The sequence below is a fragment of the Tetzosporium hominis genome (genome assembly GCF_002265435.1).
GTDB lineage: Bacteria > Bacillota > Bacilli > Bacillales_A > Planococcaceae > Chryseomicrobium > Chryseomicrobium hominis.
Genome location: NZ_NOKQ01000348.1, coordinates 1 through 22,107, shown reverse-complemented (window position 1 = coordinate 22,107; position 22,107 = coordinate 1). Strand labels below are relative to the sequence as shown.

Annotated in this window: 19 protein-coding genes, 1 rRNA gene and 1 riboswitch; of the genes, 1 reads left to right on the top strand and 19 read right to left on the bottom strand. The window is 46.0% G+C overall.

Annotated features, from left to right (window positions below):
• Positions 1–6: 6 nt before the first annotated feature.
• The 18 genes from CF394_RS14850 to nikC form a co-directional block, all read right to left on the bottom strand.
• Positions 7–1,737 carry an adenine deaminase C-terminal domain-containing protein gene (locus tag CF394_RS14850; protein ID WP_094944656.1) on the bottom strand — a complete coding sequence of 577 codons (1,731 nt, stop codon included), beginning with the start codon at positions 1,735–1,737 and terminating at the stop codon, positions 7–9.
• 119 nt (positions 1,738–1,856) lie between these two features.
• Entirely contained in the window at positions 1,857–3,125 is a 1,269-nt protein-coding gene (gene purD / locus CF394_RS14845) for a phosphoribosylamine--glycine ligase (RefSeq protein WP_094944654.1), read from the bottom strand.
• 11 nt (positions 3,126–3,136) lie between these two features.
• Positions 3,137–4,669, bottom strand: coding sequence for a bifunctional phosphoribosylaminoimidazolecarboxamide formyltransferase/IMP cyclohydrolase (purH, locus tag CF394_RS14840; RefSeq protein WP_094944653.1), 1,533 nt, complete (start codon positions 4,667–4,669; stop codon positions 3,137–3,139).
• The gene (gene purN / locus CF394_RS14835; RefSeq protein ID WP_094944651.1) at positions 4,666–5,241 is read right to left on the bottom strand and encodes a phosphoribosylglycinamide formyltransferase; all 576 of its coding nucleotides are present in this window, start codon (positions 5,239–5,241) and stop codon (positions 4,666–4,668) included. Before purN ends, purH begins: the two co-directional genes overlap by 4 nt.
• A complete protein-coding gene (gene purM / locus CF394_RS14830; protein WP_094944649.1) occupies positions 5,238–6,293 on the bottom strand; it encodes a phosphoribosylformylglycinamidine cyclo-ligase in 1,056 nt (351 codons plus the stop codon). The genes purN and purM overlap by 4 nt, the downstream gene beginning before the upstream one ends.
• Positions 6,294–6,304: 11 nt before the next feature.
• Positions 6,305–7,726: an amidophosphoribosyltransferase gene (gene purF / locus CF394_RS14825; protein WP_094944648.1), complete on the bottom strand. Its 1,422-nt coding sequence runs from the start codon at positions 7,724–7,726 to the stop codon at positions 6,305–6,307.
• A complete protein-coding gene (gene purL, locus CF394_RS14820; RefSeq protein ID WP_094944647.1) occupies positions 7,702–9,930 on the bottom strand; it encodes a phosphoribosylformylglycinamidine synthase subunit PurL in 2,229 nt (742 codons plus the stop codon). The genes purF and purL overlap by 25 nt, the downstream gene beginning before the upstream one ends.
• Entirely contained in the window at positions 9,914–10,600 is a 687-nt protein-coding gene (purQ, locus tag CF394_RS14815; RefSeq protein WP_094944646.1) for a phosphoribosylformylglycinamidine synthase subunit PurQ, read from the bottom strand. The genes purL and purQ overlap by 17 nt, the downstream gene beginning before the upstream one ends.
• Positions 10,597–10,851 (bottom strand): phosphoribosylformylglycinamidine synthase subunit PurS, encoded by a 255-nt coding sequence (purS, locus tag CF394_RS14810; protein ID WP_094944644.1) that lies wholly within the window; start codon positions 10,849–10,851, stop codon positions 10,597–10,599. The genes purQ and purS overlap by 4 nt, the downstream gene beginning before the upstream one ends.
• Entirely contained in the window at positions 10,848–11,564 is a 717-nt protein-coding gene (purC, locus tag CF394_RS14805) for a phosphoribosylaminoimidazolesuccinocarboxamide synthase (RefSeq protein WP_094944643.1), read from the bottom strand. Before purC ends, purS begins: the two co-directional genes overlap by 4 nt.
• Positions 11,565–11,575: 11 nt before the next feature.
• On the bottom strand, positions 11,576–12,874 hold the full coding sequence (purB, locus tag CF394_RS14800) for an adenylosuccinate lyase (RefSeq protein ID WP_094944641.1): 1,299 nt from the start codon (positions 12,872–12,874) through the stop codon (positions 11,576–11,578).
• An 11-nt stretch (positions 12,875–12,885) separates the two neighbouring features.
• The gene (gene purK, locus CF394_RS14795; protein WP_094944640.1) at positions 12,886–14,004 is read right to left on the bottom strand and encodes a 5-(carboxyamino)imidazole ribonucleotide synthase; all 1,119 of its coding nucleotides are present in this window, start codon (positions 14,002–14,004) and stop codon (positions 12,886–12,888) included.
• Positions 14,001–14,489: a 5-(carboxyamino)imidazole ribonucleotide mutase gene (gene purE / locus CF394_RS14790; protein ID WP_094944638.1), complete on the bottom strand. Its 489-nt coding sequence runs from the start codon at positions 14,487–14,489 to the stop codon at positions 14,001–14,003. The genes purK and purE overlap by 4 nt, the downstream gene beginning before the upstream one ends.
• Positions 14,490–14,641: 152 nt before the next feature.
• Positions 14,642–14,742: riboswitch (purine riboswitch) on the bottom strand.
• A 68-nt stretch (positions 14,743–14,810) separates the two neighbouring features.
• Positions 14,811–14,999, bottom strand: coding sequence for an NETI motif-containing protein (locus CF394_RS14785; protein WP_094944636.1), 189 nt, complete (start codon positions 14,997–14,999; stop codon positions 14,811–14,813).
• Positions 15,000–15,061: 62 nt separating this feature from the next.
• Positions 15,062–16,075, bottom strand: a complete 1,014-nt coding sequence (locus tag CF394_RS14780; RefSeq protein WP_094944635.1) for an ABC transporter ATP-binding protein — start codon at positions 16,073–16,075, stop codon at positions 15,062–15,064.
• Positions 16,047–17,075, bottom strand: a complete 1,029-nt coding sequence (locus tag CF394_RS14775; protein ID WP_094944800.1) for an ABC transporter ATP-binding protein — start codon at positions 17,073–17,075, stop codon at positions 16,047–16,049. Before CF394_RS14775 ends, CF394_RS14780 begins: the two co-directional genes overlap by 29 nt.
• 19 nt (positions 17,076–17,094) lie before the next feature.
• Entirely contained in the window at positions 17,095–18,042 is a 948-nt protein-coding gene (locus CF394_RS14770; RefSeq protein ID WP_094944633.1) for an ABC transporter permease, read from the bottom strand.
• A 12-nt stretch (positions 18,043–18,054) separates the two neighbouring features.
• Positions 18,055–18,960: a nickel transporter permease gene (nikC, locus tag CF394_RS14765; protein WP_094944632.1), complete on the bottom strand. Its 906-nt coding sequence runs from the start codon at positions 18,958–18,960 to the stop codon at positions 18,055–18,057.
• A 421-nt stretch (positions 18,961–19,381) separates the two neighbouring features.
• Here nikC and CF394_RS14760 point away from each other — a divergent pair, with 421 nt between their 5' ends.
• The gene (locus CF394_RS14760) at positions 19,382–21,022 is read left to right on the top strand and encodes a glutathione ABC transporter substrate-binding protein (RefSeq protein ID WP_094944630.1); all 1,641 of its coding nucleotides are present in this window, start codon (positions 19,382–19,384) and stop codon (positions 21,020–21,022) included.
• 1,004 nt (positions 21,023–22,026) lie between these two features.
• Here CF394_RS14760 and rrf read toward each other — a convergent pair.
• A 5S ribosomal RNA gene (rrf, locus tag CF394_RS14755) occupies positions 22,027–22,107 on the bottom strand; the annotation flags it as partial.

The window sequence follows — 22,107 nt, the reverse complement described above, 5'->3', positions numbered from 1 at the left end:
TTCCCCCTAGCGCATCACAGATGGGAACAGGACTTGTTTTTTCATTACGTCCACGATCCCTCGTTGCGTCACTCGTACATAAGGAAGATGGGTTGCTTGTAAAAATAACAACGTGTAAATTGCGTCTCCATGATGGAAACCTAGCTCTGACAGCGTCTTTTTCAAGTGCTGTTCTTGTTCCATTAACTCTTCCATAACGAGTGGTGACAAACCGCCTCCAATCGGAAGCTCGATCTGAGACACAATCGTTCCGTCTTGGCTAATGGCGATGCCACCGTCTGTCTGCTGAATGGCCTTATAGGCATTGCGCATCTCATTTTTATCTTTTCCTATCAGTAAGATATCACCCATATTGGAGTACGAAGACGCGAAGCCTTGTAACGTGGAAGCGAAGCCTTTCAATAAAGTGTTTACCTTCCACTCTCCATTACGGTCGATGAGCACTAAGAAACACTGGTCATGTTCATCGGATAATCGATCATGCGTCGTGTCGATACTGACACGATAGGGCTTGATGATGACGTCGTTGATCATCTCCAGGCCAAACGGCATCGAAAATTGAAAATCGGTCTCTGCCAGTTCAATGTCAAGTGGCCCCCGGTCGAACATGGAGAAATCAGTTCCGCTAAACGTTGTCTTCCGCTCTCCATCGCGCTTTACCCAAACCCCTTTAGATAGGACACTAACAGGTGTCGGAGTGTGTTCATCTTGCAGGAAGTTGAGCGACGCCAAACGTCCTGTCGCAATGACGCCATGTAGGTTGGATAGGTTGTAGTATTTGGCTGGATTAAAGGTTGCCATTAAGTAAGCATCTACCGGTTTTACTCCGGCATCTAAAGCAACTTGAATGCATTTATCCATGACGCCGTCTTTATGGAAGCCAGGCGTACTGCCGTCTGTTGTCATCATCAAATGATCAAAAATCTTCCAGTCTTTTTCTACAATTTGCTTTAAAAGATGTGGAAGGTCTGGACGGATTGAAGAGTGACGCAGAGTTACTGCATAGCCGTGCAAGATACGCTTCTCGACTTCTTCAATTGTCATGGCTTCATGGTCTCCGTCTGCTCCAAGTAAACGCATCTTAGTCAATGTACGCTCTGAAGCCCCCGGAAAATGCCCTTCTATTTTCATGCCGTTGGCTTTTGCCTTTTGCATCCAGTACAGCATTTGGTCGTCTCCGCTGAGTAAGCGTGGCCACCCAGTCAGTTCACCACCCATAATGACATCCGGACGTTCAATCCATTCTGTAATGGCTTTTGTTGAGAACAACTCTTCTTCATGTTCTAGCTCCGTTTGAGAATCGAAACGAGCCCACCAGTAAAATGAAAATGGAAGTTTACATAAGCTATCCATAAATGAAAACGCTTTCTTGTTTTCCATCGTCAAAAACAGCGGAAGGTTGTCACTCACAAGCATCGTTGTTCCTGTTTGGGCGGCGTAGTCCGAAAAGGTCTCCGGGTTATACAGTTGGAACGGATGGCTGTGCGCTTCAATGTATCCAGGTACGATCTTTTGATTGCTTGCATCCACGATTTCTGTTCCTTCAGTCGAAGCAGGTAGTTCTTTTCCAGCATAGACAATCCGGTCTTTGACGATCCAGATGTTGCCGGTGACCCATGTTTTTAGATGGCTGTGTAAATAAGTCGCGTTTTGAATTAAAATATCTGGCGCGCCGTCTCCATTCACCACCTCAAGTTGGTGACGAATCTCTTCTATTTTCCATATCGGGTATTGCATCTGGTAACACCCTCTCTCTAGACAATTCTTTTCTAGTGTATCATAGCACTTTAGTAAAGTGAAGCGTGAAAGTAAAGGAAAACCGCCCTCCCTACAATAGAGAAGACGGTGAAATCGGGTTAATGTTTCATTGCACGCCAGCCGATATCGTTTCTATAGAAACAAGAGGGCCAAGAGATCGTTTTTAATTGTCCGTAGAGATGATCAGCAGCTTCTTGTAGTGAAGCTGCTGCTGCAGAAACGAGAATCAAGCGGCCCCCATTCCCATAGTAGCGCTCTCCTTCCGCAGCTTCCGCAAATTTAGTTCCCGCATGAAATACATCGACGTCTTTCAGTTGATGCAATTCAGGAAGCAACTGTCCTTTGACCGGTTCGTCCGGATAGCCTTCTGCTGCGACTACGACACCGATATGCTGCAGGTGATCCCACTCCGCTTGTGGATGTTGCCCCTCAAGCAAGTCGACAATGAGCTTTCCAAAATCAGATGTCAGCTTTGGCAACACGACTTGCGTCTCAGGATCGCCAAATCGCGTATTGAATTCAATCACTTTTGGGCCTTCTGTTGTCGCAATCAGACCCGCATAAAGAATACCCGTAAAAGGACGTCCTTCTTCCGTCATAGCTTGGACGGTTTTCGTGACTACGGTATCTAGAGCTTGCTGCGTCAATCCTTCAGGAAGATGAGGAACTGGGCAATACGCGCCCATCCCACCTGTATTCGGTCCCTGGTCTCCGTCGAATGCGCGTTTATGGTCTTGAGCAATCGGCATCGGAATGATGTGTCCGTCATGAACGAACGAAAGAAGCGAAAACTCTTCACCTTCTAAAAATTCTTCAATCACAATGCGAGCTGAAGCGTCGCCGAACCGCTGGCCATCGAGCATCGAGCGGACCGCTTCTTCGGCTTCTTCTAAAGTCATCGCGACCACAACGCCTTTACCAGCTGCTAAGCCGTCTGCTTTGATCACAATCGGGGCACCGTGCTCATGGATGTAGGCAAGAGCTGGCTCCACTTGATCAAACACTTCATAAAAAGCAGTTGGAATCTCGTAGCGGTGCATCAAATCTTTTGCATAAGCTTTGCTGCCTTCTAGTTCAGCAGCTGCTTGCGTTGGACCAAAGATGGTGAGACCTTCCGCTTGGAAATAATCTACAATCCCTTCTGATAGTGGCTGTTCTGGGCCGACAAAAGTGAAACTGATTTTTTCGCGTTTCACAAGTTCAACAAGTGCTGGAAAATCGAGCTGGGATAGTGCCACACAAGTAGCGTCTTTACGCATGCCGTCATTTCCTGGTACAGTGAAAACTTCTGTCACGCTTGGTGATTTTTTAAACTGTCGAACGATGGCGTGCTCACGGCCGCCACTTCCAATCACAAGTACTTTCATTCGATTTCCTCCTAGTGTTTGAAATGACGAATGCCTGTAAAGACCATTGCGATTCCTAACTCATTGGCTTTGTCGATCGAGTCCTGATCTTTGACAGAACCTCCTGGTTGGATGATTGCCGTAATACCTGCTTCAGCTGCTGCTTCTACCGTATCTGGCATTGGGAAGAACGCATCGGACGCTAAAGCGGAACCTTTCGCCTGCGCACCTGCTTGATCTAAAGCAATCTTCGCAGCTCCCACACGGTTCATCTGACCTGCTCCAACACCTAAAGTCATTTGTGAGTTTGCAACCACAATGGCATTGGACTTCACGTGTTTCACTACGTTCCAGCCAAGTTCTAACGCTTCCCACTCTTCATCAGAAGGCGCTCGATCTGTTACGACTTCCACATTAGCATGAGCTAAAGATGCTGTATCCGGTGACTGAACTAGAAGTCCGCCTTCAATTGAAACGACGTTGAATGCTTCTTGACTGCCTTCTTCGAAAGGAATCGTGAGCAAGCGAATGTTCTTTTTCGCTGTCAGCATGGCAAGTGCCTGCTCAGAGAACGAAGGAGCGATGATGATTTCTAAGAAGATCCCGCCCAATACTTTCGCAGTTGCGGCATCTACTTCACGGTTCAATGCCACGATACCACCAAAGATGCTCGTCTCATCCGCTTCATACGCCTTTTGGAAAGCTTCAGCAATCGTAGACCCAACACCAACGCCACATGGGTTCATATGTTTAACTGCTACTGCTGCCGGTTGCTCAAACTCTTTAACAAGTTGAATGGCTGCATTCGCATCTTGGATGTTGTTATAAGAAAGTTCTTTTCCGTGAAGCTGAGTTGCCGCTGCAATAGAGAATGCAGAGCCCATCTTGTTTTGATAGAAAGCAGCGAGTTGATGTGGATTCTCCCCGTAACGCAGGTCTTGTTTCTTTTCATACGTCAGTGTTAGAGATTCTGGGAATTCGTCTCCAGCCATATCACTTAGATACGCAGCAATCCATGCATCATAAGCGGCTGTATGACGAAACACTTTAGCTGCTAGACGCTGACGTGTCGTCAGTTTTGTCTGCCCGTCTGCTCGTAGTTCAGAAAGCACGACAGCATAATCTGCCGGATCTGTTACGACCGTCACATACTGATGGTTTTTCGCAGAGGCACGAAGCATACTTGGACCACCGATATCGATGTTCTCGATTGCCAGTTCCGGAGTGACATCTGGACGCTGGATCGTCGACTGGAATGGATACAGATTGACACAGACCACTTGAATTGGTTGAATCGCATGCTCTTCAAGTTGTGCCAAGTGCGCAGGATCGTCGTGTTTCGATAACAACCCTCCGTGAATTTTTGGATGAAGTGTTTTGACGCGGCCTTCTAAAATTTCTGGGAAGCCGGTAACGTCTCCTACTGCTGTTACAGGGATGCCAGCTTCTTGAAGAGCCGCTTTCGTTCCACCTGTAGACAACAGTTCATATCCAAGTTCGACGAGTTCTTTAGCAAAATCGACGATTCCTACTTTCTCTGACACACTGAGTAATGCTCGTTTCATTTCATTCTCTCCTCATTCCATAGCTGGTCTAGTGCTTCTCTGTATAATTCATGTTCCGCAGCGTGGATGCACGCCTCGGTTTGTTCTCGTGTAGCTTGTACTTCAACGGCACGTTGGGCTAGGATTGGACCCGTGTCCATTCCTGCATCAACGAAATGTACTGTGACACCTGTTACGTGGACTCCATGCTCTAGCGCCTGCCCGATCGCATCTTTCCCCGGAAACGCAGGTAATAACGACGGGTGGATGTTGACGATGCGGTTCGGAAACGCGTTTAGTAACGTGGATCCAATCAAACGCATATATCCCGCAAGTACTAGAAAGTCTACTTGCCAGCTACGCAACTGGTCAAGCAACGCTTGTTCATAAGCCTCTTTTGATACGAACGACTTTGGAGCCAAATGAAACATCGGCACTCCCCAAGAAGCAGCCCTTTCAAGAACAAAGGCGTCCGGCTTATCGCTGAACACCCCTACTAGTTCTCCTCGAAGCTTACCGTCTTGAATCGCCTGGTAAAGAGCTTGTGCATTCGAGCCATTTCCTGACGCGAATATCGCAAAACGAACGGTCATGAGGACAGACTCCCATCATGCGTCCCTGTAAATGCAACGCCTGGTTGTTCCGTCACGGTACCGATTACGAAGGCTTGCTCGCCCATTTCGTGAAGAGCAGAGAGTGTGGTCTCCACGTCTTTTTCGTCGACCGCCAAGACAAACCCAATACCCATATTGAACACACCGTACAAGTCTTTATCTTGAAGCTGACCTAATTCTTTTAGATGAGTAAAAATTTCAGGCACTGGCCAAGCGCCGAGTTGAATCTCGACTCCTAAGCCACTTGGCAACATGCGAGGTAAGTTTTCGTAGAAACCGCCACCCGTGACATGAGCCATTCCTTGGATTTTTGCTTGCCGTTTGACTGCGGCTACTTGTTTTGCGTAGATTCGCGTCGGCTCTAACAGAACATCTGCATAACTTAATTCTTCATCAAATGGAACGGAATCCGAAAGCTCCACTTGATGCTGCGAGAACAAGATATGACGTACAAGCGAGTACCCATTGGAGTGGATCCCACTAGAAGGAAGTCCTATCAGTGTCTGTCCAGCTGCAATGGCTTCACCTGAAATGACGTCCGATTTTTCGCAAGCACCGACTGCAAATCCTGCTAAATCGTACTCGTCTTCTTCGTAAAGGCCAGGCATTTCAGCAGTCTCGCCGCCGATTAAAGCAGCACCTGCTTCCACGCATCCGTCTGCTACGCCTTTGACAATTTGCTCGATCTTTTCTGGAATCGCTTTACCTAACGCTACATAGTCCAAGAAAAATAACGGCTCTGCCCCTTGTGCCACGATGTCGTTGACACACATCGCTACGCAGTCAATCCCAATCGTGTCATGCTTATCTGCTAAGAACGCAAGCTTAAGCTTAGTGCCAACACCATCTGTCCCTGAAATCAAAACGGGTTCTTTTAAGCCAAGTGCTGATAAATCGAATTGGCCTCCGAATCCTCCAAATGTTCCTTGCACACCAAGACGTGTTGTCCGTTCCACATGACTCTTCATGCGGTTAACAGCTTCATAGCCAGCCTCAATGTTCACTCCTGCTTGTTCATATGCTTTTGACATGGTAGGGCCTCCTAGCGCACAAATTCTTTTTCATGAGGTAGTTTTGTATCGGAATAGATTGATGTCGGGTATTCTCCTGTAAAACAAGCGAGACATTGGCCACAGTTCTTATACTCTGGTGAGCGGCCCACAGCTTGTAATAAACCTTCTACAGATAAGAATGACAGCGAGTCTGCTCCAATGATGTCGCGCATCTCTTCAATCGAATGATTCGCTGCAATAAGCTCCGAATCCGAGCTGATATCGATTCCATAGAAACATGGATTTTTAAGCGGCGGTGAGCTAATAACCACGTGAACTTCTTTTGCTCCCGCTTCTTTCAGCATATTGACGATACGCCTGGAGGTTGTACCACGGACGATTGAGTCATCCACCATGACGACACGTTTTCCTTGAACGACTTGGCGAACTGGAGATAACTTCATTTTCACGCCACGTTCGCGAAGTTCTTGAGAAGGCTGAATAAACGTCCGACCTACATAACGATTTTTGATTAATCCCATCTCGTATGGAATTCCCGTTTGCTCGGAGAATCCGATGGCTGCAGAAATACTAGAATCTGGTACACCAGTAACAATGTCTGCTTCAACTTGAATCTCTTTTGCGAGCTGGATGCCGAGGCGCTTACGAGCCGTATGAATGTTGATACCGTCAATATCCGAATCCGGACGAGAGAAGTAGATATATTCCATAGAACAGATTGCACGTCCACGCTCTTCTGTATAGAACGACGAGCGGACACCTGTATCATCAATGATCAACATTTCTCCAGGTTCAACCGAACGCAAGACTTCTGCTCCAATCAAATCGAACGCGCTCGTTTCCGATGCGACGACAAAGCCACCGTTCAATCTTCCAAGTGAAAGAGGACGCATCCCGTTTGGGTCTTGTGCGACCATTAAAAAGTCTTCCGTCAAAATCAAGAAAGCAAATGCTCCTTTAAGTAAGCGCAGAGCCTGCTTAGCGCGCTCTTCAAACGACTGCAAATGACTGCGTTTGATCAAGTGTGCCAATACTTCTGTATCAGACGTTGTTTGGAAGATACTCCCTTGACGCTCTAGACTGCGTTTCAAATCGGTGGCGTTAACGATATTGCCGTTATGAGCAATTGCTAGAGACCCTGTTGTGGAATTGAATAGCAAAGGTTGCACGTTAGCAAGACCGGAGCCACCCGCAGTGGCGTAACGTACATGCGAGATGGCAGCTTTTCCTTGCAAAGCTTTAAGTTTCGTTTCATCAAACACATCATTGACGAGTCCTTCGCCGCGAACAGCACGTAAGAATTCTCCGTCAGTTGCTACGATTCCAGCACCTTCTTGCCCACGGTGTTGGAGGGCATGTAGCCCGTAATAGCACATGGGTGCAGGGTCATGATGACCCCACACGCCAAATACGCCACACTCTTCATTTAGTCCTCTGAGTTCAGTAAGCATGGAATAGCTCCTTTCCAAGCTGCAAACAGCTCGGCTACTGGTTGGTCGATCCAGACCTCACCCGTAGTAGATTTCACCGTATAAGATGGAGATGCTGTAATAACACCTGCACGCTTCGCTTCTGGCATCGCCGCTTCAAAGTCTTCTGCGTGCTCTGGAGAAACCGTAACGACAAAACGTGATTGAGATTCACTAAATAGTGCTGTAACTGCAGACCCTTCTAGAGTTACATCTAAGCCTAATTCTGTTCCGAAAACGACTTCAGCTAGCGCAACACTCATTCCGCCTTCTGACACGTCATGAGCAGAAGCGACTAAACCTGAACGAATAGCAGTAAGTAGTTGATGTTGACGGCGTGCTTCGATATCTAAATCAATTGTTGGAGCTTGACCAGAAATCGCACCGTCCACTAATTTTTGAAGTTCAGAACCGCCAAATTCAGTCATCGTGTCTCCGATGATGTAAACGAGGTCTCCTGCTTGTTTTGCATATTGTGTAGTCACATGTTCTAATTCTTGAACGAGACCAACCATCCCGATTGTCGGAGTTGGGTAGACAGCGGTTCCGCTGCGTTCGTTATATAGCGATACGTTTCCACCAATAACTGGCGCATCAAGTGCTAGACACGCTGCTGAAATACCTTCTGCTGATTGATCTAACTGCCAGAAGATTTCTGGATTCTCCGGATTCCCGAAGTTTAAGCAGTCCGTGATAGCCAGTGGCTTTCCTCCAGAACAGACGATATTGCGTGCTGCTTCAGCAACTGCAATCTTGCCTCCGGTAACTGGGTCTAGGTAAATGTAACGAGAGTTACAGTCCGTAGTCATCGCAAGCGCTTTGTTGGTACCGCGAACGCGAACAACTGCTGCGTCTGATCCTGGAGTAACGACTGTTGACGTACGTACTTGGTAATCGTATTGATCATAAACCCACTCTTTAGAAGCAATCGTCGGTTGAGACAATAAGTTCGTCAATGTCTGTCCGACATCTTCTACTTGTGGTTCTGCATTTTCTTGCTCCTGGAACTTCTTAAAGTAAGCAGGCTCTTGTTTCGGTTTGTAATAGACCGGTGCTTCTTCAGCAAGCGCATCGGCTGGCACTTCTGCAACGACTTCACCGTGGTGGATCAAACGAAGCATCTTGTCATCCGTAACTTGACCGACAGCTACACAATCTAAGTCGTACTTCTCGAAGATCTCGACGATTTCTTGTTCACGACCTTTTTTCACGACCAGCAACATGCGCTCTTGAGACTCAGACAGCATCATTTCATATGCAGTCATTCCTGTCTCGCGTTGTGGAACGCGGTCAAGGTGCATCTCGATTCCGTACCCTGCTTTTGAAGCCATCTCTGCAGAAGAAGACGTCAGTCCAGCTGCTCCCATATCTTGAATACCGACAAGAGCGTCTGACTTTATAACTTCTAGGCACGCTTCTAGTAACAGTTTCTCCATGAATGGATCGCCCACTTGAACCGCCGGACGTTTCTTCTCAGACTCTTCGTTCAACTCTTCAGAAGCAAATGTCGCTCCGTGAATTCCGTCACGTCCAGTTTTAGCACCCGCATAGAGTACTGTGTTTCCTACTCCAGCAGCAATCCCGCGCTGAATGTCTTCGTGATTGATCAGTCCAACAGCCATAGCGTTTACAAGAGGATTTCCTTCATAACAAGGGTCAAACTGGATCTCGCCTCCGACAGTCGGAATCCCGATACAGTTTCCGTAACCTGCAATCCCTGCAACGACTTCTTCGAACAAGTACTTCACGCGAGGCGTCTTGAGCTCTCCGAAACGAAGAGAGTTGAGAAGTGCGATCGGACGTGCTCCCATCGAGAACACATCACGGATGATACCGCCCACACCTGTAGCTGCCCCTTGGTACGGTTCGATAGCAGATGGGTGGTTGTGAGATTCCATTTTGAAGACAACCGCTTGGCCATCTCCAATATCTACGATCCCTGCGCCTTCTCCTGGACCTTGTAACACTTGAGGGCCCGTTGTTGGGAACTTGCGAAGGACTGGTTTTGAATTTTTATACGAACAGTGCTCAGACCACATGACCGAGAACAAACCTGTCTCTGTATAGTTCGGTGTGCGTCCAAGAATCGACGTTGCCAGCTCAAACTCTTCGTCTGACATCCCCATTTGGGCGTAAAGCTTCATTTCTTTCACTTGTTCAGCTGATGGTTCAAGCATGACTGACATGGGATTCCCTCCACTGTTTTAAGATTGATCGGAACAACGCTAACCCGTCTGTACCACCCATGACTTCATGAACTGCACGCTCTGGGTGAGGCATCATGCCAAGGACATTCCCTTGTTCATTGATGATTCCTGCAATATTGGAAACCGAACCGTTTGGACCTTCGCCTGTATACTTAAAAACGATCTGGTTGTTCGCTTCTAGTTGTTTCGCTGTCTCGTCATCACAGAAATAGTTGCCTTCGCCGTGCGCAATTGGAATCTGGATGTGTTGCCCTTTTTCGTACTCTGCTGTGAACATCGTGTCATTGTTCACGACTTCAAGTTCTACCGTGCGGCAAATGAACTTCAAGTTCTTGTTGCGAAGCAAAGCACCTGGTAATAGACGTGCTTCCGTCAATACTTGGAAGCCATTGCAGACACCGAGAATTGGTTTTCCTGCTGCTGCTGCTTGTTTCACTTCTGCCATGATATTTGAAAACTGGGCGATAGCGCCGCATCGTAGGTAATCTCCATAAGAGAAGCCCCCTGGCAATAAAATCGCATCGAATCCACTGAGATCCGCTTTATCATGCCACACATACTCGACATCTTGGCCAAGCTCGTCTTTGATAGCATGATACATATCAAGATCACAGTTGGATCCTGGGAACTGGATCACTGCAAATTTCATTGCGAGACCGCCTCCTCAATCTCGTAGCGGTAATCCTCAATGACCGTGTTCGTAAGCAAGCGTTCACACATCTCTTTTACGACTTGATCTAAATCACGTGTACCTTCTTCAATTTGAAGTTCTAAAAACTTTCCAATACGGACATCTTGAACTTCCGTGTAATCCATTGCATGGAGAGCACCTTTGACTGCAGAACCTTGTGGATCAAGAACACTTTCACGTAACGTGACATAGACATTTACTTTTTTCATTGAGAATTGCCTCCTAGTCGAGAAAGAATAATGGAATAGCCGTCTGTTAAATTACCTAAGTTGCGTCTGAAAACATCTTTATCTAATTTCTGATTCGTCTCTTTGTCCCATAAACGGCATGTGTCTGGTGAAATTTCATCTGCAAGCAGGATCTCACCGTCTGCCGTGCGGCCAAATTCCACTTTGAAATCGACCAAAGTGACTCCGATAGAATCAAAAGTTTCTTGAAGAGCGGTGTTGATTTGTCGTGCCAAGTGCTCTAGTGTCTGTTTTTCACTTTCTGAAACGAGCTCCAGTAGGGCAATATGCGCATCTGTCAACAGTGGATCACCAAGCGCATCGTCTTTGTAATAGAATTCCACGAGCGGCTGCGTAAGTGGCTGGCCTTCATCAAATCCAAGACGCTTTGCCAGGCTCCCTGCTGCAATGTTACGGACGACGACTTCGAGTGGAATGATATCCACTTTACGAACTAGTTGCTCGGTCGGAGACAACTGCTCGATGAAGTGAGAAGGAATTCCTTGCTCTTTCAGTCTTTCGAATAACAGCGCCGTTATCTGGTTGTTGAGCTGTGCCTTGCCTTCAATCTCTTCTTTCTTCTCGCCATTGAACGCTGTAGCACTGTTTTTATACTGGACATATAGGACCTCAGGATCCGGAGTTAAGAAAAGCTGTTTTGCTTTCCCTTCATAAACTAGAGCACCTTTTTGCACGAAAAACCCTCCTAGTTGGTTAAGCCGACACGCTCAAAAATCGCATCTACTTGCTGAATGTGGTAGTTGTAATCGAAGCAATCGTCAATTTCTGCAGCTGATAACTTGCTTGAAATCGTTTCATTTCCTTGCACGAGTGGCTTGAAGTGAGACTGTGTCTCCCAAGCTTCCATAGCCAGTGGCTGCACCGTATCATAAGCTGCTTCACGAGACATGCCTTTATCGATAAGCGCAAGCAACACGCGTTGTGAGTAAATCAAACCAAGTGTCGAATCCATGTTGCGTTTCATATTCTCTGGGAACACCGTCAAGTTTTTCACGATGTTACCGAAACGGTTCAACATGTAGTTTAGAGTGATTGTCGCATCTGGAAGAATGACGCGCTCTGCTGATGAATGAGAGATATCGCGCTCGTGCCACAATGCTACGTTTTCCATTGCTGTTACCATGTGACCGCGAAGAAGACGTGCAAGGCCCGTCATATTTTCAGAACCGATCGGGTTGCGTTTATGAGGCATCGCAGATGAGCCTTTTTGACCTTTTGCGAAGAATTCTTCCACTTCACGAGTCTCTGATTTTTGAAGACCACGAATTTCCGTTGCGAACTTCTCGATCGAAGCACCAATCAAGGCAATCGTGCTGATGTACTGAGCGTGACGATCACGCTGTAATGTTTGAGTTGAGATCGGCGCTGCCTGAAGTCCTAGTTTTTCACATACATAGCTTTCGACGAACGGGTCGATGTTCGCATACGTTCCTACAGCACCAGAAAGCTTTCCAGTTTCAATCACTTTAGCAGCTGCTTCAAAGCGCTCTAGATTGCGTTTCATTTCCTCGCGCCATAACGCAAGCTTCAAACCGAAAGTTGTCGGCTCCGCATGGACACCGTGTGTGCGACCCATCATGACTGTGTATTTGTGTTCTTTTGCTTTGACAGCCAAGATTTCAATGAAGTTTTCGATGTCGCGGCGTAAGATGACATTGGCTTGTTTGATCAAGTAGGAAAGAGCTGTGTCCACTACATCTGTAGAAGTTAAGCCATAATGCACCCATTTCTTCTCTTCACCAAGTGTCTCGGATACGGCACGTGTGAAAGCTACTACGTCGTGGCGTGTCTCTTCTTCAATCTCTAGAATACGGTCTACTGAAAAGGTAGCGTTCTCGCGCAAGACTTTGACGTCTTCTTTCGGGATTTCACCAAGCTCTGCCCATGCTTCGCATGCTAAGATTTCCACTTCTAACCAAGCTTCGTATTTGTTTTGTTCTGTCCAAATGTTGCCCATCTCGGGACGTGTATAGCGTTCAATCATCTAGTTTCCTCCTAGGACCAAATCGTGGTCTCTTCTAATTCAAACAAGGTTCGTTCCATATCATCTGTCATGATAGTGATGTGTCCCATCTTGCGATTTTCTTTAGCTTCGTGTTTGCCATAAAGATGCAGCGACCATTCTGGATGTTTGGCCAGTTGGTTCGTTGCTGGAACAACATGTTGCCCGAGTAAGTTCACCATCACCGAAGACTCCCACAATCTTGGCTTTCTTAACGGCCAGCCGCAGATAGCACGGATATGCTGGTGAAACTGCGAGACATTGCAGGCTTCAATCGAGTAGTGTCCAGAGTTGTGCGGACGAGGTGCCAGTTCGTTGATAATCAAATCTTCTTCGACAACGAACATCTCGACAGCAAGTGTTCCGATCAGATCTAAATGCTCGGCGATTGCTTTCGCTGCTAGTTCTGCTTTTTTCTCGATGGCGTTTGTGACACGCGCCGGGACGATACTTTGATGCAAGATATGATTGACATGAATATTTTCGGCAATTGGCAGGATGTAACTTTCACCTGCGGCATTTCGATGGATGATTGTTGAAATTTCAGTCGTGAATGGAATGATTTTCTCTAGTACGCAAGGAACGCTCTCTACAATCTTTTGGGCTTCGTGCAAGTCCTCTTCCGAGGTGAGCTTCAATTGCCCTTTACCATCGTAACCACCACGAGCTGTTTTTAAGATCACAGGATACCCAAGCTGTTCAATGCCTCGGTGCAGATCTTCGACCGTTTCTACGATTGTAAACGGTGCAACCGGAACCCCCGCTTTTTCAATTTCAGTTTTTTCAATTCGACGGTCTTGTGTGATGCGAATCAGCTCTGCCCCTTGTGGAACATACGCATATTCCATCACTTTTTTTAGACCAGCGTAATCGATGTTCTCAAATTCATACGTGATAACATCACTCACTTCAGCTAGCTCTGCTAACGCCTCTTGGTCTTCATAGCCTGCAACGATGCGGATGTCTGCCACTTGGCCACAAGGAGAATCCATTGCGGGATCTAAAACGGCCACTCGAAATCCTGCTTCTTTCGCCGCGAGAGCCATCATTCTGCCAAGTTGTCCGCCGCCGATGATGCCGATGGTTTGTCCTGGATAAATGACTTTGCTCATAGCAGGTCACCTGAACTTTCTTCGACGAGCTGACGTGTCTTCTCACGTCGCTCTTCAAGGCGCTCAGCGACCAAAGCATCTGTAGATCCAAGAATCTGTGCCGCTAGAAGCCCAGCATTTGTTGCTCCAGCTTTCCCAATGGCAACCGTCGCCACAGGAACTCCTCCTGGCATCTGAACGATTGATAATAACGAATCAAGTCCATTCAGTGCTTTGGACTGTACCGGTACTCCAATGACTGGAAGTGTCGTCTTTGCGGCTACCATTCCTGGTAAGTGTGCTGCTCCACCTGCTCCTGCAATAATGACTTGAATACCACGAGCACGTGCTTGTTCCGCGTAATCAAACATCAGGTCCGGTGTCCGGTGAGCCGATACGACTTTCTTTTCATAAGGAATCGAAAGCTCTTCTAAGATGTCACATGCCTGTTTCATAGTCTCCCAATCGCTTGTGCTTCCCATGATAACGCCAACTTTTGCTGTCATGTATGAGTTCCCGCCTTTTCATTCGGTCTTGTGAAAACAAAAATTCCCCAAATAATCTGCTTCGGACATACGCACGAAAGCAGACTATTTGAGGAATTCATGAGGATCCACGTATTTACCCATCAGTAAACACACCTTTCCTGCTCGAAACATCAAAAGCCGCTTTCCCGCATAGTCCTGTCATTTACGGTGACATGGTAGAGACACTTAAGCCAATTCTTAAGCATATATGGGGAAATCTATTCATCAATCTAACGCTAGTTTAGCAGGCATTCTCGCTCGAGTCAACCCAATAACCGAACATTAAATTTTTCTGACAATTCATTGTTCGTCTTTTGGACGAATCACACAAAATTCAATCTGTTGGCGTAGTGGCACCGGTTGTCCGTTCACTTCTTCAAATACCGGCATTTCACGGCGACCAACAATTTGAAATCCACTGTTTTGCAGTCGTTCGTAGGCCTCTCCGATTGTTTCGCCTTCTTCAACTGCCATCCATTGTTTTTTCATACAAACACCTCACCTGATGAGTATACCAAAAAAGCCCCACCCAGAGGGCGAGGCTTCACTACTTAATAATTTGGTTGCATGGCTCCAGCAGAAATCTCTTCCATGTAGTGACACGCCGCTTCGTGACCTTCCTTCATCAAATCTGAAGTGCGAAGTTTCGGCTCTTCCGTCCGGCACTTGTCTGTCGCAAAAGGACAGCGTGTGTGGAAGCGGCAGCCCGCTGGAGGATCGATTGGAGACGGAACGTCCCCTTTCAATACAATACGTTCTTTCTTCTTATCCGGGTCTGGTACTGGAATGGCAGACAACAATGCTTTTGTATACGGATGTTGTGGATTTTCAAACAAGCTATGCTTATCTGCAATCTCCACAATTTTTCCGAGATACATAACAATGATACGATCTGAAATGTGACGAACCACACCTAAGTCATGAGAAATGAACAGATACGTCAAGTTGTACTGTTCCTGAAGATCTTCTAATAGGTTCAACACTTGAGCCTGAATCGAAACGTCCAGTGCTGAGACGGCTTCATCACAGATGATAAGTTTCGGATTTACAGAAAGCGCTCGTGCAATCCCAATACGCTGACGCTGTCCTCCAGAAAACTCATGTGGGAAACGGTCCGCTTGATACGGAAGAAGTCCCACAGTTTCTAGTAACTCTTCAATACGCTCACGGCGTTTGTTTGCCGGCAAGACATTCTGAATTTCCATTGCTTCATTTAATACCGACGCCACAGTTTGGCGTGGATTAATGGATGCATACGGATCTTGGAAAATGATCTGCAAATCTTTGCGGTAATCACGCATTTGACGCTTGCTGATAGTTGCTAGGTCTACTCCTTGGAACTCGACTTTTCCTTCCGTCGGTTCTTCAAGACGCAAGATTGAACGACCTGTTGTGGATTTTCCACAACCAGATTCTCCTACGATACTAACCGTCTCACCTTCATAAATCGTAAAGCTGATATCGTCTACTGCTTTTACATGGTTGACTGTTCGGCCTAAAAATCCACCTTTAATCGGGAAGTATTGTTTCAGGCCTTCAACCTTTAGCAATTCTTGTTTCGCCATAAACGTTTACCTCCTTCTCACCTGGCCACTCGTCTGAGTAAATCCAGCAGCGGATTTGGTTGCCCGAGTCATCTGTCATCAGTTCCGGCATCTTAGAGCGGCACAAATCAGTAGCTGCAGGACAACGTGGAGCAAAACGACAGCCTGTTGGCATCTCGTGCGGACTTGGTACATTTCCTTTGATCGGCACGAGTTTTTCTTGGTCGATATCATGACGAGGCAGTGAGTTCAATAGACCAATCGAGTAAGGATGCTTCGGTTGTTTAAAGAGCGTCCGAATATCCGAGTACTCCACTACTTGGCCCGCATACATAACTGCTACATAATCACATGTCTCCGCTACAACACCTAGATCGTGTGTGATGAAAATAACAGACATCCCCAGGCGCTCTTGAAGTTCTTTGATCAACTCTAAGATTTGCGCTTGAATCGTCACATCTAGAGCTGTTGTTGGTTCATCCGCAATCAGAATTTCCGGGTCACATGCGAGTGACATCGCAATCATGACACGCTGACGCATACCACCTGATAGTTCAAACGGATACGCTTTTACGCGTTTTTCCGGCGATGGAATACCAACTAATTTCAGAAGTTCCACCGAGCGTACCATAGCTTGCTTTTTGTTCATCCCTTGGTGCGAGATGAGCGCTTCACTAATTTGTTGTCCTACTGTATATACAGGATTCAACGACGTCATCGGCTCTTGGAAAATCATCGAGATTTCGTTCCCACGAAGCTCGCGCATGCGCTTTTCACTAACCTTCGTTAGATCTTCGCCTTTGTAACGAATCTCTCCACCTTTGATTTTCCCGTTTTCAGCAAGCAAACGAAGGATGGAAAGCGACGTGATACTTTTACCAGAACCGGATTCACCTACGATTCCGATTGTTTTTCCTTTCGGTACATCAAAGCTCACACCGTCTACTGCACGTACTTCGCCTTTATCTGTAGAGAAGGACGTCTGCAGGTTTCTCACTTCAAGTACATTATCTTTTGAAATCAACTCGAGACACTCCTTCCTAATTTAAATCAATACGTTTATTCAAGTAGCGATACGAAACGTCTACTAATAAGTTAACAACTACGAACAATACAGAAATCACAAGTACAGTTCCTTGGACCATCGGGAAGTCACGAGTACGAATCGCATCGATTGTCAAACGTCCCATTCCGTTGATGGCAAAAATCGTCTCAGTAAGTACGGCCCCTCCAAGGAATCCACCGAACTCAAGACCTACAACTGTAACTACTGGGATTAAAGCATTCTTCAATGCGTGACGGTAAACGACGATGCGCTCCGTCAAACCTTTCGCACGAGCTGTACGAATGTAGTCTTGTCCAATAACTTCAAGCATAGAAGAACGTGTCATACGTGCAATGATCGCCGCTCCACCTGTTCCAAGTGTTAGTACTGGTAACACAACTTGTCGCCAGTCATCTCCCCATCCAGATGGTCGCATCTTGAGAAATTCAAGCGATTCAGGCATCCAGTTTCCGATGGCAAACCACTGAATAAGTAAAAGACCGAACCAGAAGTTTGGCATGGAAAGACCGAATAACGCAACAATCATCACGGTCACGTCGGTCAAGGTGTAATGCCGTACCGCAGAGATGATTCCCGCAATAAGACCTAAGAATACCGCAACAATCGTAGAATAAAACGCTAATTCAAATGTAATCCAGAACCGTGAAGCTATTTCATCCATAACTGGACGTCCTGAACGGATTGAAGACCCTAAATCTCCTTGAACTGCATTTCCTACAAATGTTCCATATTGCACGTAAAGCGGATCATTCAATCCTAATCGCTCACGGATGTTTTCTACTGTTTGATCAGACGCGCCTTCACCAGCAATGATTTTTGCGGCGTCACCAGGTACGAGGTGCATTAACGAGAATACTAAAATCGTTACACCGATTAACACTGGAATGGTCTGAAGAAGTCTTCGGATAATATATTTAGTCAACGTTAATCACCCCTATTTTTTCATTTTTGGATCTAATGCATCTCGCACGCCATCTCCAAAGATGTTAAATGCAAGCACTACAATAACAATCATCAAACCAGGGAATAAGGCAACATGTCCAGCCTCATACATATACTGACGACCTTCATTTAACATAGCCCCCCACTCTGGTGCTGGTGGCTGTGCACCCAGCCCAAGGAAGGCTAAACCTGCTCCTGTCAGAATCGCTGTTGCGATACGTAAGGAGGCTTGTACGATGATCGGCGACATGACATTCGGTAAAATATGTTTAAAGATAATCCGAAAATCCGAAGCACCGAGCGCTCTAACAGCGTCGATATACTCTAGCTTTTTAACGGATAGAGTAGACCCGCGCACGATACGCGCAAATGCAGGTACCGAGAAAATACCAACTGCGATAATTACATTTGTTAGACTTCCTCCTAGTACTGCTACGATAGCAAGCGCCAAAAGAATACCTGGGAATGCAAGAAGTACATCCATCAAACGCATAATGATTGTATCGACTTTCCCTCCATAGTATCCAGAGACGATCCCTAGAACGACTCCAATGACTCCCCCCACAAATACCGATAGGAATCCAACATAGAGAGTTAATTTCATACCAAATACAATTCGCGTAAAAATATCGCGTCCAAAACTATCTGTTCCAAACCAATGTTCAGCTGATGGCCCTTGTAACTTATTTGCTACACTAGTTTTGTTAGGCTCCCAGTCTGTAAATGTGGAAATGATCCATGGACCAAGAAAAGCCATGATCACAAAAAACAGAATCATGATTCCACCGATGAGTGCCGCTTTGTTTTTGGCAAGTCGACGCCAAAATTGTTTGAAGCTCTCAAGCTGCGGATTCACTTTTTTGGCAGTCACAGGATGATTCACTGTTTCTTCACTCATGAAGTAAGCACCCTTTCTTATTTAACTATTCTGTCAAAAACGTAGACTAGCTTATTTTACAAGATTCACGCTTGTCTGACTAGATTCGAAATTTTAGGAGATACGTTTGGAAATAAATAATCAGAAAATAAGGATAATAAAAATGTTATATTAGACATAGCTTATTTTCATAAGAAAGCGCATTCATTCGTAATTAGAACTATATTAATATACTTCTCTATACCGGAAATTGTATTATATTGGCAAGAAAATCATAAAAATATTATTTTTTTAAATTGTATAAGCCTATCCATCCATCTTAAAGATTGGTTAATTGTAAATTATTGCCTTGTCTCACTTTCTATTGTGTGCTATATTATTTTTTGAATATTATGTTCACTCTAATATTCAAAACATTTAAAGTATAGGGGGCAATTCACGTATGGCTATTAACAAGAAGTCGCTTTTGTTCCTTCTGTTGACGCTTATGCTAGCTCTAGTATTAGCAGCATGTGCGGGCGGCAGTGATTCTGAAAATACTTCAGAAGAACCAACAGAAGAAACGGACGGTACTGAAGGTTCTGAAGGTACTGCATCTGAAGGCGCTGAAGGCGGAGACTTAATTCTTGCAGTACTATCAGATGCATCATCACTTGATCCAGCAGGTTCAAATGACGTGCCATCTTCAGTCGTTCAGGCAAACATCTATGAAACACTAGTTAACCGTGATGAAAACAACGAAATCGTACCAGGACTTGCTGAGTCATGGGAGCAAGTGGATGACACGACTTGGTCATTCAAATTGCGTGAAGGCGTTATGTTCCACGATGGTGAAGAATTCAATGCTGAAGTCGTTAAGATGAACTTAGATCGTATCTTAGACCCAGCAGTTGCATCACCACGACTGTTCTTATTCGAAATGATTACAAATGTTGAAGTTGTAAGTGACTACGAAGTCAACATCACAACTGAGTATCCATTTGCACCACTTTTAGCTCACCTTTCTCACAATGGTGGCGGTATGGTATCTCCTGCTTCAATCGAAGCAGATTATGAAGCTTTAAATGGCGGTTCTGATCCAGGTTCTGTTATTTCACAAAACCCAGTTGGAACTGGTTTCTTCAAATTTGAATCTTGGAACCCAGGTTCTGAAATCAAACTTGTAAAGAACGAAGACTATTGGGGTGAGGAAGGCGCGAAAGTAGATTCAGTTACATTCCGCGTGGTTCCAGACTCACAAGTACGTGCAGCAGACCTTGAAACTGGAAACGTTCACATCATCGATCCAGTACAACCAAACGAAGTAGAACGTATCAATAACTCAGGTGTTGCTTCTGTAAACCAAAAAGCTTCTTCAAGCTTAGCTTACCTTGGTTTCAACACAGAAAAAGCTCCATTTGATGATCCATTAGTACGCCAAGCAATCTCTAAAGCAATTGACCGCGAAGCAATCATCAGCGGTATTTATGACAACTACGGTATTCCAGCGATTGGACCACTTGCACCTGGTATCTTCGGTTACACAGAAGACATCGATGCAATCGAGTACAACATGGACGAAGCAAAAGCTCTACTTGAAGAAGCAGGTATGGCAGACGGCTTCGAAACGACTCTATGGACAAACGACAACCCACAACGTCAAGCTATCGCAGTTCTTGTTCAAGAAGCTCTAGCTGAATTGAACATTACTGTTGAAATCGAAGTTATGGAGTTCGGTACGTACCTAGAGCAAACTGCTGCTGGTCAGCACGACATGTTCATTCTTGGTTGGTCTAACCCAACTGGTGACGCTGACTACGGTATGTATGCATTGTTCCACTCTTCACAAAAAGGTAACCCAGGTAACCGTTCATTCTACGAAAACCCAGAAGTAGACGAGTTGCTTGACCAAGGTCGCCGTGAAGCGGATCCAGCTGCTCGTGAAGCTATCTACGCTGAAGTAGCTCAGTTATTAACTGACGATGCTCCAATGGCGTTCTTACTTCATACTGAGTACCTAACTGGTGTAGCTGATAACGTACAAGGTTTCGATATCGGTACAGATGGTATCTACCAACTACGTGATGTAACAATCAACGAATAATCTAGTTTTTGAAGACTGCTCTCCACTTCGGTGGAGAGCGGTTTTTTGTTGATTTGTGGTATACAAACTGTTTAAAGATTTCTGAATCTGAGGGACTTGATACTTTAAAGGGATTTTCTAGAAAGGGCGGGTTTGAGGCATTCATTCATTTGAGGAGAATTTTTCATTGGGTGGCTATGGAAATGACTTGAGGTGATTTAAAAAGTAGGCCGGTGATTGATGCTTTGATGCGAATCGTCGGCAGATGGAGCGTTTACGTCGACAGTTGTTGATTTTACGTCGGCAGTTGGCGCGTTTACGTCGAGACTTCGTTCGTTCCTAGGCGCATCGTTGGTAGATGGAACGTTTAAGGAGGCAGATATTGATTTTACGTCGGTAGATGACGCGCTTGCGTCGAGACCTAGAATGGAGTACCTACTTCAGTGGCTCGAGTTTCAGTCGCATCGCCAAGTATCTGCCGCAGTTCATTGATTATCTGCTGCAGATGGCGGCGTAAGGGCCGCAGTTGCCCGAATATCGGTCACATCTTCAGGTATCTGCCGCAGTTCAATGATTATCTGCTGTAGATGGCGGCTTATCGGCCGCAGTTGCTCGAATATCGGCCACACTTTCAAGTATCTGCACCAACAGTCTTCACCACATATGCCCTTGCTAGAAAGGCCCTTCCCCCATTAAAGGTCTTGCCCTAAGAATTGGCTGTGCACCGACACGTAATCGAGTTGCAGGCGTTAGAAATACATTCAAAGATCATTCGCACCCACAGAGGCAGAGTGCGTCTCTATGGGTACGCCTGATCTCCGAAGCATTTCTAGGCGAACGCCTTCCACATCTAAAATGAAATTGAGTTGCGCCTCCTAGAGACACACGACAAATGCCATCGCAGCCGATGAGGCCAAATGCGCCTCCTCGTCCACGCTGGCATTTCCCGGAGTCTCTGGACAGTCGGCTCCACATCTAAGAATACAAAAAAGGCCATCCCTCTCGGGATGACCTCTTTCCGTGTTGCCCAGCGACGTCCTACTCTCACAGGGGGAGACCCCCAACTACCATCGGCGCTGAAGAGCTTAACTTCCGTGTTCGGTATG

What these genes read in the sequence shown, in the direction of transcription:
- purH (WP_094944653.1), bottom strand. Translation starts at nt 4,669, where the DNA reads ATGAAACGAGCATTACTCAGTGTGTCAGAGAAAGTAGGAATCGTCGAT.
- CF394_RS14760 (WP_094944630.1), top strand. Translation starts at nt 19,382, where the DNA reads ATGGCTATTAACAAGAAGTCGCTTTTGTTCCTTCTGTTGACGCTTATG.
- CF394_RS14785 (WP_094944636.1), bottom strand. Translation starts at nt 14,999, where the DNA reads ATGAAAAAACAATGGATGGCAGTTGAAGAAGGCGAAACAATCGGAGAG.
- purE (WP_094944638.1), bottom strand. Translation starts at nt 14,489, where the DNA reads ATGACAGCAAAAGTTGGCGTTATCATGGGAAGCACAAGCGATTGGGAG.
- purK (WP_094944640.1), bottom strand. Translation starts at nt 14,004, where the DNA reads ATGAGCAAAGTCATTTATCCAGGACAAACCATCGGCATCATCGGCGGC.
- purS (WP_094944644.1), bottom strand. Translation starts at nt 10,851, where the DNA reads ATGAAAAAAGTAAATGTCTATGTCACGTTACGTGAAAGTGTTCTTGAT.
- purM (WP_094944649.1), bottom strand. Translation starts at nt 6,293, where the DNA reads ATGTCAAAAGCATATGAACAAGCAGGAGTGAACATTGAGGCTGGCTAT.
- purB (WP_094944641.1), bottom strand. Translation starts at nt 12,874, where the DNA reads ATGATTGAACGCTATACACGTCCCGAGATGGGCAACATTTGGACAGAA.
- nikC (WP_094944632.1), bottom strand. Translation starts at nt 18,960, where the DNA reads ATGAGTGAAGAAACAGTGAATCATCCTGTGACTGCCAAAAAAGTGAAT.
- purQ (WP_094944646.1), bottom strand. Translation starts at nt 10,600, where the DNA reads ATGAAATTTGCAGTGATCCAGTTCCCAGGATCCAACTGTGATCTTGAT.
- CF394_RS14850 (WP_094944656.1), bottom strand. Translation starts at nt 1,737, where the DNA reads ATGCAATACCCGATATGGAAAATAGAAGAGATTCGTCACCAACTTGAG.
- purN (WP_094944651.1), bottom strand. Translation starts at nt 5,241, where the DNA reads ATGACCGTTCGTTTTGCGATATTCGCGTCAGGAAATGGCTCGAATGCA.
- CF394_RS14780 (WP_094944635.1), bottom strand. Translation starts at nt 16,075, where the DNA reads ATGGCGAAACAAGAATTGCTAAAGGTTGAAGGCCTGAAACAATACTTC.
- purF (WP_094944648.1), bottom strand. Translation starts at nt 7,726, where the DNA reads ATGCTTACTGAACTCAGAGGACTAAATGAAGAGTGTGGCGTATTTGGC.
- purD (WP_094944654.1), bottom strand. Translation starts at nt 3,125, where the DNA reads ATGAAAGTACTTGTGATTGGAAGTGGCGGCCGTGAGCACGCCATCGTT.
- purL (WP_094944647.1), bottom strand. Translation starts at nt 9,930, where the DNA reads ATGTCAGTCATGCTTGAACCATCAGCTGAACAAGTGAAAGAAATGAAG.